Annotated in this window: 13 protein-coding genes; 3 read left to right on the forward strand and 10 right to left on the reverse strand. The window is 65.8% G+C overall.

Annotation, left to right across the window (positions count from 1 at the left end):
• Positions 1-12: 12 nt before the first annotated feature.
• The 9 genes from rpsS to FB047_RS04120 all read right to left on the reverse strand — a co-directional run bounded on the left by rpsS (position 13) and on the right by FB047_RS04120 (position 7,232).
• Positions 13-294 (reverse strand): 30S ribosomal protein S19, encoded by a 282-nt coding sequence (gene rpsS, locus FB047_RS04080; RefSeq protein WP_013584011.1) that lies wholly within the window; start codon positions 292-294, stop codon positions 13-15.
• Between the two features lie 12 nt (positions 295-306).
• Positions 307-1,146 carry a 50S ribosomal protein L2 gene (gene rplB, locus FB047_RS04085; protein ID WP_136585945.1) on the reverse strand — a complete coding sequence of 280 codons (840 nt, stop codon included), beginning with the start codon at positions 1,144-1,146 and terminating at the stop codon, positions 307-309.
• 24 nt (positions 1,147-1,170) lie between these two features.
• Positions 1,171-1,470 carry a 50S ribosomal protein L23 gene (gene rplW / locus FB047_RS04090; RefSeq protein ID WP_136585946.1) on the reverse strand — a complete coding sequence of 100 codons (300 nt, stop codon included), beginning with the start codon at positions 1,468-1,470 and terminating at the stop codon, positions 1,171-1,173.
• Positions 1,467-2,129 (reverse strand): 50S ribosomal protein L4, encoded by a 663-nt coding sequence (gene rplD / locus FB047_RS04095; protein ID WP_136585947.1) that lies wholly within the window; start codon positions 2,127-2,129, stop codon positions 1,467-1,469. Before rplD ends, rplW begins: the two co-directional genes overlap by 4 nt.
• A 2-nt stretch (positions 2,130-2,131) precedes the next feature.
• Positions 2,132-2,791: a 50S ribosomal protein L3 gene (gene rplC, locus FB047_RS04100; RefSeq protein WP_056226244.1), complete on the reverse strand. Its 660-nt coding sequence runs from the start codon at positions 2,789-2,791 to the stop codon at positions 2,132-2,134.
• An 8-nt stretch (positions 2,792-2,799) separates the two neighbouring features.
• Positions 2,800-3,108 (reverse strand): 30S ribosomal protein S10, encoded by a 309-nt coding sequence (gene rpsJ, locus FB047_RS04105; RefSeq protein WP_013584016.1) that lies wholly within the window; start codon positions 3,106-3,108, stop codon positions 2,800-2,802.
• A gap of 442 nt (positions 3,109-3,550) precedes the next feature.
• On the reverse strand, positions 3,551-3,769 hold the full coding sequence (locus FB047_RS04110; RefSeq protein WP_136585948.1) for a hypothetical protein: 219 nt from the start codon (positions 3,767-3,769) through the stop codon (positions 3,551-3,553).
• Between the two features lie 110 nt (positions 3,770-3,879).
• Positions 3,880-5,577, reverse strand: a complete 1,698-nt coding sequence (locus tag FB047_RS04115) for a DUF4012 domain-containing protein (RefSeq protein WP_136585949.1) — start codon at positions 5,575-5,577, stop codon at positions 3,880-3,882.
• 164 nt (positions 5,578-5,741) lie between these two features.
• On the reverse strand, positions 5,742-7,232 hold the full coding sequence (locus tag FB047_RS04120; RefSeq protein WP_136585950.1) for a hypothetical protein: 1,491 nt from the start codon (positions 7,230-7,232) through the stop codon (positions 5,742-5,744).
• A 161-nt stretch (positions 7,233-7,393) separates the two neighbouring features.
• Here FB047_RS04120 and FB047_RS04125 point away from each other — a divergent pair, with 161 nt between their 5' ends.
• The 3 genes from FB047_RS04125 to FB047_RS04135 all read left to right on the forward strand — a co-directional run bounded on the left by FB047_RS04125 (position 7,394) and on the right by FB047_RS04135 (position 12,092).
• The gene (locus tag FB047_RS04125) at positions 7,394-8,818 is read left to right on the forward strand and encodes a tyrosine-protein kinase domain-containing protein (RefSeq protein WP_136585951.1); all 1,425 of its coding nucleotides are present in this window, start codon (positions 7,394-7,396) and stop codon (positions 8,816-8,818) included.
• Positions 8,815-9,420 carry an arsenate reductase/protein-tyrosine-phosphatase family protein gene (locus FB047_RS04130; protein WP_136585952.1) on the forward strand — a complete coding sequence of 202 codons (606 nt, stop codon included), beginning with the start codon at positions 8,815-8,817 and terminating at the stop codon, positions 9,418-9,420. Before FB047_RS04125 ends, FB047_RS04130 begins: the two co-directional genes overlap by 4 nt.
• Before the next feature lie 281 nt (positions 9,421-9,701).
• A complete protein-coding gene (locus FB047_RS04135; RefSeq protein WP_136585953.1) occupies positions 9,702-12,092 on the forward strand; it encodes a right-handed parallel beta-helix repeat-containing protein in 2,391 nt (796 codons plus the stop codon).
• Between the two features lie 2 nt (positions 12,093-12,094).
• Here the strand turns inward: FB047_RS04135 and FB047_RS04140 are convergent, their stop codons facing one another.
• Positions 12,095-13,108, reverse strand: coding sequence for a glycosyltransferase (locus FB047_RS04140; RefSeq protein ID WP_167494143.1), 1,014 nt, complete (start codon positions 13,106-13,108; stop codon positions 12,095-12,097).
• Positions 13,109-13,155 lie beyond the last annotated feature (47 nt).

Consider the following 13,155-nt stretch of genomic DNA (forward strand, 5'->3'; position numbering starts at 1 on the left):
TCCTCGGTCGCCTTAGCGGCGACGGCCCTTCTTGTCGTCCTTCACGTGGCCGCGGAAGGTGCGGGTGGGCGAGAACTCGCCCAGCTTGTGGCCGACCATGGTCTCGGTCACGAACACGGGGATGTGCTTGCGACCGTCGTGCACGGCGATGGTGTGTCCCAGCATGGCGGGGATGATCATCGAACGGCGCGACCAGGTCTTGATGACGTTCTTGGAACCGGCTTCGTTCTGCGAGACGACCTTGCGAAGCAGGTGCTCGTCGACGAAGGGGCCCTTCTTAAGGCTGCGAGGCATCTTCCTCTACTCCTACTTGCGCTTCTTGCCGGCGGTGCGACGGCGGACGATGAGCTTGTCGCTCTCCTTGTTCGCGTGGCGGGTGCGGCCCTCGGCCTTGCCCCACGGCGAAACAGGGTGACGACCACCGGAGGTCTTACCCTCACCACCACCGTGCGGGTGGTCGACCGGGTTCATGGCGACACCACGCACGGTCGGGCGGACGCCCTTCCAGCGCATGCGGCCGGCCTTGCCCCAGTTGATGTTCGACTGCTCGGCGTTGCCGACCTCACCGATCGTGGCGCGGCAGCGCACGTCGACGTTGCGGATCTCGCCGGAGGGCAGACGCAGCTGCGCGTAGGGGCCGTCCTTCGCGACCAGACGCACCGAGGCGCCGGCCGAACGGGCCATCTTCGCTCCGCCGCCGGGACGCAGCTCGATCGCGTGGATCACGGTACCGGTGGGGATGTTGCGCAGCGGCAGGTTGTTGCCGGGCTTGATGTCGGCGCCGGCACCCGACTCGACGACGTCGCCCTGCACCAGCTTCGCCGGGGCGAGGATGTAGCGCTTCTCACCGTCGGCGTAGTGCAGCAGCGCGATGCGCGCGGTGCGGTTGGGGTCGTACTCGATGTGCGCGACCTTGGCGTCGATGCCGTCCTTGTCGTTACGACGGAAGTCGATCAGACGGTACTGACGCTTGTGGCCACCACCGATGTGACGCGTGGTGATGCGGCCCTGGTTGTTACGGCCACCGGTCTTCGACAGCGGGCGCAGCAGCGACTTCTCGGGCGTCGATCGGGTGATCTCGGCGAAGTCGGCCACCGACGAGCCGCGGCGACCGGGGGTCGTGGGCTTGTACTTGCGAATAGCCATTGTTGTTGTCCTCTATCCCGACCGTCAGCCGACAGACGTGAAGATGTCGATGGTGCCGGACTTCAGCGTGACGATGGCACGCTTGGTGTCCTTGCGCTTGCCGATGCCGAAGCGGGTCCGACGGGCCTTGCCCTGACGGTTCAGCGTGTTGACCGAGGCCACCTTGACGCCGAAGATCTTCTCGATCGCGAGCTTGATCTCGGTCTTCGACGCACGGGGGTCCACCAGGAAGGTGTACTTGCCCTCGTCGATGAGCGAGTAGCTCTTCTCGGAGACGACCGGCTTCAGGATGATGTCGCGCGGGTCCTTATTGACGGTGGTCATGCCGAGACCTCCTCGGTGGCAGCGCTCTTCGACGCGACGAACGCGTCGTAGGCGGCCTTGGTGAAGACGATGTCGTCGGAGACGAGCACGTCGTAGGCGTTCAGCTGGCCGAAGGTCAGCACGTGGACGTACGCGAGGTTGCGCACGCTCTTGATCGTCAGCTCGTCGTCGCGGTCGATGACCACGAGGACGTTCTTGACGGCACCCAGGGCGGTCAGCGCGGTCGCGGCGGCCTTGGTCGAGGGAGCACCCTCGATGCCGAAGCTGTCGACGATGTGCAGACGCTGCCCACGAGCACGGTCGCTGAGCGCGCCCAGGAGGGCGGCGGCGATCATCTTCTTGGGGGTGCGCTGGCCGTAGTCGCGGGGCTTCGGGCCGTGGACGATGCCACCACCGGTCATGTGCGGCGCGCGGATCGAGCCCTGACGGGCGTTACCCGTGCCCTTCTGCTTGAAGGGCTTGCGGCCGGCACCCGAGACCTCGCCACGACGCTTGGTCGAGTGCGTGCCCTGGCGAGCCGCGGCGCGCTGCGCCACGACGACCTGGTGGATGAGGGGGATGTTCGTCTTGACGTCGAAGATGGCGGCGGGCAGCTCCACGGAGCCGGCCTTCTTGCCGTCGGCCTTCAGGACGTCGAGCGCGAGAGTCGAGTCAGCCATGATCAGGCACCCTTCACTGCGTTGCGGACGTAGACGATGCGGCCACGAGCACCGGGGACGGCGCCCTTGACGAGCATCAGGCCCTTCTCGGCGTCGACGGCGTGCACCGTGAGGTTGAGGACGGTCACGCGCTCGCCACCCATACGGCCGGCCATGCGCATGCCCTTGAAGACGCGGCTCGGGGTCGACGACGCGCCGATCGAACCGGGCTTGCGGTGGTTGCGGTGCGCACCGTGCGAAGCGGAGACGCCCTTGAAGTTGTGACGCTTCATGACACCGGCGGTGCCCTTGCCCTTGCTGGTGCCGACGACGTCGACCAGCTGGCCGGCCTCGAAGAGGCCGTCGACGGTGAGCTCCTGGCCCAGCGCGTAGTCGGCGGCATCCGCGGTGCGCACCTCGGTGAGGTGGCGGCGCGGGGTGACACCGGCGGCGTCGAAGTGAGCCGTGAGGGGCTTGTTCACCTTGCGGGGGTCGATCTGGCCGTAGCCGATCTGAACGGCGTTGTAGCCGTCCTTCTCGAGCGAGCGCAGCTGGGTCACGACGTTCGGGGCGACCTCGATGACGGTGACGGGAACGAGCTTGCCGTTCTCGTCCCACACCTGGGTCATGCCGAGCTTGGTGCCGAGGAGGCCCTTGGAGATCTTGGAGTTGATGTCAGCCATGTCGAACCTCAGAGCTTGATCTCGATGTTGACATCGGCCGGGAGGTCGAGACGCATCAGCGAGTCGACGGCCTTGGGCGTCGGGTCGATGATGTCGATGAGGCGCTTGTGGGTGCGCATCTCGAAGTGCTCGCGGCTGTCCTTGTACTTGTGGGGCGACCGGATGACGCACACGACGTTCTTCTCGGTCGGAAGGGGAACCGGGCCCACCACGGTGGCGCCGGCACGGGTCACGGTGTCGACGATCTTGCGCGCCGACGAGTCGAGCCCGGCGTGGTCGTACGACTTCAGGCGAATGCGGATCTTCTGTCCCGCCATTGTCTGCTCTCTCTCTTTCAGCGTCTTACCCGACCTGGGGCATTGGACGCACGGTGGTGCTGACGCACCCTGGCACTTCCCCTCGCTTTCGCGAGAGATGCTGCACCGCTGTTCAGCTGTCAAACCGCACGCCACGTCGTGGCATCCGGCCCGCCCCGCGCACGCACGCGTGCGAATCCCGTGAAGGATGAGGGGTTCGGTGTGGTGTTCTGCTGCCCGCGGCCCAGGACCCTGCGCTTCCGCGCCGCCTGTGCACTGCCGAGACAGTGATCCTGGCGCGCGCCGAGCGCACGCCGGAATGTGGAACTGGTCTAGTCTACGGACCCCCGGCACGCGCCGCAAACCCGGGCGTGTCGCGCTCGGCGGATGCTCAGGATGCCGCGCCCGAACACCGCGGCGCCGCCCCCGACTCGCGGGGACGGCGCCGGTGCAGGGCAGACGATCAGACGTTGCCGATGTGCTTGTCCACGTTCTGGCGAACCTCGTCGACCTTGCCGTGCTGTTCGGTCGGAACGACCTTCTTGATGGCGTCGGCCGCACCGTCGAGGATCTTGTCGCTGACTTCTTCGGCCTTCTCGCTCTTGAGCGCCTCTTCGATCTTGTCGCGGTTCTCGTCGAGGAGCTTCTTGCCCTTCGCGATGATGTCGTCCACTCCACCCATGTGCATCTCCCTCGAGGATCGGTGTCGGCAGGATGCCGACGGGGTGGGGTTCATTGTGGGCCGAATGCCGCGCGAAAAAAAAGGGTCTCGCCGCCGGGACGCGGTGCGGATCAGCTCGAGAAGCCCGCCACGAAGGGATCGCATGAAGCGTCGACCGTGACCGGCGTGTCCGAGGCGGTCGGCGTGTGACGAATGTCCAGGGGCCCCAGCGGGCCCGCGGGCAGCTGCACCGTATAGGAGACCGTCCGGGACTCCCCCTGTCCGAGTGTCACCATGCGACTTTCACCGGAGTTGCCGTTCTCGCTTCCACTGCGCGACAGCGACGGGATGTCGCCATCCGCGGGGTCCAGGGCGGTGATGGTCGCCCCCGGCGGAGCGAAGAATAATGCGTTCAGCATCATCGTCCGGGGCGGCAGGCCGTAATCGCTGTTGCGGAAGCCCAAGGTGTAGGCATTAGTGATGTCGTCGGTGATGCTGTTCCGCATATTCACCGACATGTTCACCGTTCGGTCTGCGGCGTTGCACGTCGCGAAGACCTCGGTTGCCAAGTGGTACTCCAGCTTGCCGATCGAGAAGTCGTTGAAGTAGATCCCCACCTGCGTGGAGGCGGCATTGTCGGCGCGGAGGCCGCCGTCGAGACCGACTTCCGAGACGAGAGACTGCGCCTGCTCGTCTCGGAACCACAGATTGATCCGCTGCTCCTGCGCGCTGCGGGTCAGCTGGTCGAACATCGCGATGGGGTTCCACTGGCCGCCGGCCAGGCGCGAGAACACCGTCGACGAGACCGTGGCGAAGAACTCGTCCGACGACCGCCCGTTGTCACCGGCATCACCGTACCGCTGATACGCGTCGCTCAGAAGCAACTTGACCGCGTTGTCCGAGGTGATCTGCTCTCCGGACGGCAGGTCCACCGGCCCGAGGACTTCGAGCATGTGCGCGAGGACCACCGGGTCGATCGACATCACGCCGTCGAACTGCGAACCATCGGTGCGGTTCCACAGCGACTCGAACAGGCGGGCGGTGGTCGGGAAGTCGGGGCTGAAGGTGTAGTCCTGCGAGTACCGCGTGAACGTGTCGGGATACAGAGCGAGCGTGCTCTCGGGAAGGTCGAGTACGGAGCGGCCCGCCTGACCCGCGGCGTAGAAGGCCATCGAGTCGGACTGCTCTTTGAGCTCGATCCGCCCGTCGTCGACGACCATGACGCTGGAGGCGGCCGGATTTCCCCCTGTCGCACGGATCTCGGCGTTGTTCTGGAACACCACGAGGTACGTCTTCGGCCCGTCCCCGCCCGCCGCCGCGAGCAGCGAGGGGAGGTATTTCTGGACGAGGGTCAGCGAAGGGGCGGCCTGGTCGACGATCTGGGCGACCTGATCGAGCGGCTCGGTGACGATCGGCAGGAGGTTCGTGCGGTCGATGCCGTCGGTGACCACCTTGGCGTCGGTGAAGGCGCTGGTGATCTCCGGAAGCGCACCCTCCGCTTGGCGGAAGGGCTCGAGGTTGATCCCCCCACCTTCCACGGCGAGGGACGAGAAGTCGGATGCCGAGAGGAGGGCGACCGTCGGCGGGAGGGCCCGGCCGGTCAGGTCGCGCGTCATCGCGGTCAGCTCCTGGACCGCCTGGGTGTTGTCCTTCACGAGGGGGAAGGAGGACGCCAAGTCCCAGAGAGGTCCGGACGAATTGGCATCCGCCCGATTCGTCTGCTCGAGCACCTCACCCGAAACCTGGTTCAGCCCTGCGATATCGCGGTTGGCGACGATCTGCGGAACGAAAGAGAGTTTCGTCTGCGCCCCCAGGAGGTCCGTGCGCACGACACCAGCCTGATGAACGAAAGCAAGCGCGATGGCGGCCGCACCAAAGACAGCGAAGCCGAGGGCTCCGACGGTCCAGCCGGCGATGGTGGCGGCAAGCTGGCGTCCAGAGCCGGCTGACTTCTCGGCTCTCTGGCGGCGATCCCGCCGCTCAAGGTCCCCGCTCACGGAGCCACCGTCGAGGTCGGGATGGGGGCGGGCTCGGATGGAGTTTCACCGGAACCTCCGTCAGAGTCGCCACCGGATCCGCCTCCAGAGCCACCGTCGCTACCCTCGCCTGAGCCGTTTCCGGAACCGTCGCCGGTACCGCCGCCGGTGTTACCTCCGCCTGTGTTCCCACCGGAACCTGCGTCAGAACCCCCATTCGAGTCGCCACTGGACCCCCCTCCAGTGTTCTCGCTACCGGAGTTGGACGACCCTCCTGAATTCGACCCGCCAGTACCGGGGTTGCGCGGCGCGGGGACGACAGGGGTGGAGTTTCGGATCTCATCTTCTAGACGCAAAACGCGCTGGTTCTCGGCACGCAGCGCATCGACCGCCGCGGCGTAGACCGGCATCTCCGCGAGACCGTCTCCACCGGCCTGCTGGGCCGCCGTCACGCGTCCCGCCGCGTCGGTGACCGCCGCGCGGAAGCTCTGCGCCGCGGAGTCGTTCTCGACGACCAGCTTGTTGGCCTCGGACTCGATCGCTGAACCGAGGTCCGAGAGCTCCGTGCGAAACGCCGACACCGCCCCGCTGACCTGAGACCGCGCGTCGCGTGCATCGGTGATCAACGTGGGGAGCGACTCGCGCGCGAGGCGCACGCCGTCAATCGCCTTGCCCACGTCGGCGAGCGACTCCTCGTCGATCGATGCGCGCTGATATTCAGGGACGGATACGGCAACCGCCATGGCTGCCACCTGAAGAAGCGTCCCCCGTGCGGCTTGTGCTTCCGCCAGAGCAGTCCCATCCACGCGGCCTTCGAGCGCCGCGAGAACGGACTCGCTGTTCTGGGCCAGCGACGTGGCCTCCCGCACCGACGCGTCATAGAGATCGGCCGCCGTCTGCAGGACCTTCGTGTCATTCGCCAGTTCCGCCTCGCGCTCACGAAGGCTCACCATCGCGTCATCGGCGGGATTCGCCGTTGCGCGCTGCACCACGGCGAAGGACGCGGTTCCGACGATCGCCACGACCGCGAGGACGGCGGCAGCAAGGCTGAGATAGTTTACGGCTCCGGCCTTCCGGCGCCCGTTAAAGATCGGGCGCTTGCCGACCTGGGCGAGCTCGGGCGCCTGCCACCCGACATCCTTGGCGGACTCGCCGCCCGCACCAACGAGCGTCGACAGCGTGGCGCGCGGGTCCGGGGACGACGCGGGGCGAGAACCGCCTATCGGCACGGACAGCGCGATGGGGGAGCCGGGAGCCGGCGCCGACGCAGGAACTCCGGTCAGATCAGTGAGCTTCTGCGAGCGGGACGTCGAAGAATCGAACGTGCGCTCTCCGACGAGGGCACGCAACTGCGAGGATTCAGACGCGATTCGCGCGTCATCCGACACGGCGTCCGAGGCTCCCACGAGGTCGCGCAAAGCAGCCGTGTTCGTCGGCGCCTGTGCCGCCGAACGCGCATTGAGATCCGATTCGGTCGAGGATCCGACGAGCTTTCTGAGATCGTTCATGGCGTCTCCCCGGCGCATCTCCGGCGCCGTTCTGCGGATGTCGTAGGGTAGTCGAGGGGGCGCCGAGTACGGCGCGGATTATCTCGGGCAACAATAGCCGCAGAAATCCTGCGTATCCGCCGGGCACCCACTCACCTAAACGTCAGGCGAATGGACGAGGCTTGGAACTGCGCGATTATCTCCGGATCCTGCACGGCAATTGGATCTTCATCCTTGCACTGACCATTCTCGGCGGCGCCGGCGCCTATGGGTACTCACTACTGCAGACGCCCACGTACCAGGCAGACACGCAGCTCTACGTATCTGTCCGGAGCGACAGCTCGGGAGTGAGCGAGCTGGCTCAGGGGACGAACTTCGCGCGCCAGGCCGTAATCAGCTTCGTTGACGTCGTGAACAGCGCTGTCGTACTCGACCGCGTGATCGACGACTTGAACCTCGACACGACCGCCCAGGATCTCGCCAAGTCCATCAGTGCGTCCTCTGCGACGAACTCGGTCATCATCTCGATACGCGTCACCGACACGAGCCCCGAGTCGGCGGCGGCCATCGCGAACTCAGTCGGCACCAACTTCGCTGATGTGGTGGTGAATCGCCTAGAGAAGCCCAACGGCGACACTCCGAGCCTGGTGCGCGTGGAGACGATCGCTCCGGCCCTTGTGCCGACTGCACCGGCGTCTCCGCATATCCCGCTGAATGTCGCGTTGGGCGTCCTGCTGGGTCTCGTGCTCGGGCTGGGCTTCGCTATTCTGCGGTCCATTCTGGACACGCGCATCCATTCTCTGCACGATATTGAGGCCGCCACGGATTCGCCGGTTCTCGGAGGGATTGCCCTGGATCCTGAGGCGAAGAAGCGTCCGCTGATCGTGCACGCCGATCCACGAAACCCCCGAGCCGAGTCGTTCCGCAGCCTCCGGACCAACCTTCAGTTCATCGACGTGGACGGGTCTTCACGCTCATTCGTGGTGTCAAGTGCCGGGCCGGGCGAGGGCAAGTCCACGACCACCGCCAACCTGGCGATCGCGCTGGCCGAGACCGGGGCGCGCGTCGCTCTCGTCGACGGCGACCTGCGGCTGCCGCGCGTGGCCGACTACATGGGAATCGAGGGAGGCGTCGGCTTGACCGACGTCCTAATCGGACGCGCGGAGCTCGTCGACGTACTCCAGCAGTGGGGTGCGGGAAAGCTTTTTGTCCTCCCGTCGGGACGGACGCCCCCCAACCCCTCTGAGTTGCTCGGCAGCCAGGCGATGCAACGGACCCTGGAGGCCCTTTCGGAAGCGTTCGACTACGTTCTCGTCGACGCCCCTCCCCTGCTGCTTGTCACCGACGCGGCCGTGATCTCGCGCTTCACAAGCGGCGTGCTGATGGTCGCCGCGTCGGGAACGACGAAAAAGCCGCAGCTCACCGCCGCGGTCGACAAGCTGAGCGCCATCGGAAGCCGCCTGTTCGGAGTCATCGTCACGATGCTGCCGTCGAAGGGGCCCGACAGCTACGGCTACGGCGCCTACTCGTACAGCGCCCCGCAGGACGCCGGTACTTCTAGCAGGGGCGAACGACGATCGCGCCGGGGTAGCAAGGCAGAAAAATGACTTTCTCCATCCTCTCGGTGTGCACAGGTAACATCTGCCGATCGCCGGTTGCCGAGCTCATTCTGGCCGAGCGGTTGGCGAGGTTCCCTGATGTTTGCGTGGAGAGCGCTGGAACAGGGGCACTCGTCGGTCACGACGTCCCACAGCCGGCCCAGCGTCTGGCTCGTACCGTCGGCATCGACGCATCCGCCCACCGGGCGCGTCAAATCGATCTAGCAATGATCCGAGAGGCCGATCTGATCGTCGGAATGTCCCGGGATCACCGGCGCCTCATCGTCGAATCATTGCCCGGGGCGATGCGTCGAGCTTTCACTCTCCGCGAGTTGGCCCGTATCGCAGACGTCGTCGAACCGGAACTCTCGACCATCATTCCGTCATCGGGGGCATCGACGGTGGAAGATGGGATGCGAGCGGCCGTGGCGCTCGCAGCGGCGTTGCGCGGCACTGTCCCTCCGCCGCCTTCCCCTGAAGCATTCGACATCATAGATCCCTACCGCCGTAACGACGACGTTTTCGCGCAGTCATTCGACGAGCTGGCTCCCGCCGCGGCGCGTGTGGCGGCATTCCTCGCCACGGCAGCGACGCTCACCGATCCCCGCTGACGATACACGTCGCCGCGGCACACCACGTGTCGGCGGTGAGGACGACTCCCGGAGCACTCTGGAACGTGGAATCAGTGGATCCCCGCCGGCGGGGCGTCGACGTTCCTGCCCCTCGGTAGCCGATCTCGCGCAGGGTGAGATGCGCAGCATGGGTCGACACGCCGTCATCATCTGACAGACTGATTGCTCAAATCGGGGCTCGAGCACCGTGAGGCCTGGGAAATCCGGATTCGCCCGCTCGAGCTTTGGTAGACGGCGCGACCGCGAATTGGGGGGCGGACATGTCGAGGACTACGGCTGTAGTCGCAGCTTTTGCGCTGGCACTGGGGTTCATCGCCCCACAAGCCAGCGAGGCGACAGCACAGACCGCGGCGGTTGCGGCGGCTGACCAGCCCGCCCCTTCCGGGCGTTATGACAACAAGGCGCCCGAGGTGCGGTACTCCGGCACGTGGGAGACCCTCGGCGCCGACACCCGAGACTACGGCGGCGACGTCGTCAGAACGCGCACGACCGGAGACTGGGCCCAACTGACCTTCAACTCCACCGGCGTTCGATGGCTCGCACGCACAGGCCCGTACTTCGGAATCGCGCAGGTCTACATCGACAATCAGCCCGTCGCCACGGTCGACCTCTACAGCGTCAGCACCCAGTATCAGCAGACCGTCTACGAGACCACCAACCTCTCCGCGGGCAATCACACGATCCGCATCGAGAGAATCGGCAAGAAGAACGCCTCCTCCCCCACCAGCGACATCCTCCTCGACGGCTTCGACGTTCTCGACAAGATCGCCCCCACCAGCGTCACCAACCTCACGGCCGCGAGCAGGTCCAGCGTCGTGGATCTCTCATGGGCGGCGAACACGGAGGGCGATCTCTCGCATTATTCGATCTCGAAGAAGGTCGGCGACTCGTCATCCCAGGACCTCTTGGACATCGAGAAGGGGACGACCAACTACACGGATGCGAATGTCACTCCGGGTACGAACATCGTTTACACCGTCCGGGCGGTGGACACCAGCGGTAATCAGTCATCTCCGTCGACGGTGAACTTCAACGCCCCCCTGGGACGCGTGGCCGCATCGGGGCGGTATGACAACAAATCCCCCGAGGTGCAGTACTCCGGCACGTGGGAGACCCTCGGCGCCGACACCCGAGACTACGGCGGCGACGTCGTCAGAACGCGCACGACCGGAGACTGGGCCCAACTGACCTTCAACTCCACCGGCGTTCGATGGCTCGCACGCACAGGCCCGTACTTCGGAATCGCGCAGGTCTACATCGACAATCAGCCCGTCGCCACGGTCGACCTCTACAGCGTCAGCACCCAGTATCAGCAGACCGTCTACGAGACCACCAACCTCTCCGCGGGCAATCACACGATCCGCATCGAGAGAATCGGCAAGAAGAACGCCTCCTCCCCCACCAGCGACATCCTCCTCGACGGCTTCGACGTTCTCGACAAGATCGCCCCCACCAGCGTCACCAACCTCACCGGGTCGGACAACCGTTTGGGTAGTCAGCTGAGCTGGAGCGCGCCGGAGCAACAGGACATGCGCCGGTTCGACATCTCACGGCGTACGCCGGGCGGGCAGTGGGCCATCGTCGGTAGTGCCGACCCGTCGAAACGTAGCTACATCGACATCGAGGCACCGTACAACGGGAATTACCAGTACCGGGTCGAGTCGGTCGATTGGAGCGGTAATCGCTCCATCGGGGCATCACAGCCGACCATCACGCGGGGTGCCACCCCCGGCTCGATGAGCCGGTCGTCACAGTGCCCGACCACGGGGGCCACGACGGTTCGCACGGCGACCGAACTGCAGTCGGCCCTCCAGACCGCCAACCCTGGCGGGGTGATCCGCCTCGCACCCGGCACCTACCAGGGTTACTTCCTCATGCAGCGCTCCGGAACGCTGAGCTCGCCCATCTGGATCTGCGGCAGCTCTGACACGATCCTCACGCGCGGCTCCACGTCTGCGGGCTTCGCCGTGCACCTTGAGGGCGTTCACGACGTGATCCTGACCGGCATGACCATCCGAAACGCCACACAGGCGGTCGCCCTCTCTGGAAGCACTCGCGTCACCGTGTCCGACCTCCGCATCTCGAACACCGGGCAAGAAGCGATCAAGCTGCGCTACAACACGACCAATTCGCGCATCGGATGGAACTCGATCGACGGCACGGGAAAGGTCGAGGCGGAGTACGGAGAAGGCATCTACGTCGGAACGAGTCCGGCGAGGTGGTGTGAGTACACGAACTGCCAGCCTGACGCCAGCGACGGGAACTTCATCGTCCGCAACACCATCAAGAACACGACGGCGGATCCCATCGAGGTGAAGCAGGGATCCAAGAACGGCGTGATCATCGCCAACACCCTTGACGGCGCAGGACTTCGCGCCGCCGGCGTGACGTCCCTGATCTTCGTCAAAGGCAATGGGTGGCTGGTTCGCGACAACGTGGGAACCAACTCCCCGTCATCCGCCTTCGCCGCCAACATCGACTATGCCCCTCAGCCGGACTGGGGGAAGAGCAACGTCTTCGTCGGCAACCGGGCGACCTCGCCCGATTCGACCCGCCCCCTCGTCGCTGTCCGCGAGAACGTGGGGAACCGGGTCGGGTGCTCGAACAAGCCGGGCAGTGGCCAGCCAATCTCGAATATCGCCTGCGGGTAGAGCTACCGAGCGGAGCCCGCGAGGTTCTCAAGACGACGGAGGATCATTTCGACCGAGCGCTCGATGGTCAGCCCCTCGGCGTTCGCCCGGACATGGTCCGATGCGGTGGCCCGAAGAGCCGCATCCGATGTCAGGTCGTTCATCCGATTCGTCCAGGCGTGGGGGTCTCGGGACTGCACCACGAGTACGTCCGACATCGCTCCGCCCTGTACAAGGAGATCGGCGCACCCATACCGGGACCCGATGAGCGTGGGCTTCCCCGCGAATGCGGCCTCGACGGCGCTTCGACCGAACGCCTCGCGAACCGACGTACCCACGAAGATCCCACCCGGCTCACGCCAGATATCGGCCGCGCGCGCCCAGCCCCGATAGGTCACGTTGGAGGGCAGGGCGGCGATGACGGTCTCCTCGAGGGGCCCGGTGCCGTACATGACGCCTGTCGCGTCGACTTCCCGCATCGCCTCCACGAACAGCAGCGGGTCCTTGTCCCGGGTAAGTCGACCAGCCCAGATGAATCGCGGATCCTCGGGTCCGAATGTATTCCTATCCAGCGCCGCGACGCCCGCTGGTACCAGGACCGCCTGGGCGGCGGACCGGATATCTTCGGCGAGCCGCGGGGTCGTCGCCCATACTTCGGGTGCCGCGCGCAGTGCTCGCGTCTCCAGCAATCTCTTCACTGTACGCACCGGCAGGGACGCCTCTCCGCGCCCCGGCCACGGAAGGCCGCGCACGAAAGGCACCCAGGTCACTCGGCGACGGAGCGACGACCGGCTCATGGCGATGTCGCTCTGCGCGATCAAGGTGATCACGACATCCGCGTTCTGCACGGCGTCCCGTGACAGGACATCATCGTCGATCTGGCGGATGCCATCCATGCCGTGCGCCGACATCTCCACCGTGCTGATAGCCGGGTCGATCTGTTCGTCCTTCTCGAAGATCGCAGGACGTAGCCCTATGACCGCCGACCAATCCAGGCCGGCGGAGCGCGCGCTGCGCACGAGCTCGACGGTCGACATGAACACTCCGCTGCGAGCTGTCAGTGGAGCCGCGACGAGGCATACGC

Source organism: Microbacterium hydrothermale (genome assembly GCF_004854025.1).
GTDB classification, from domain to species: Bacteria; Actinomycetota; Actinomycetes; order Actinomycetales; family Microbacteriaceae; genus Microbacterium; species Microbacterium hydrothermale.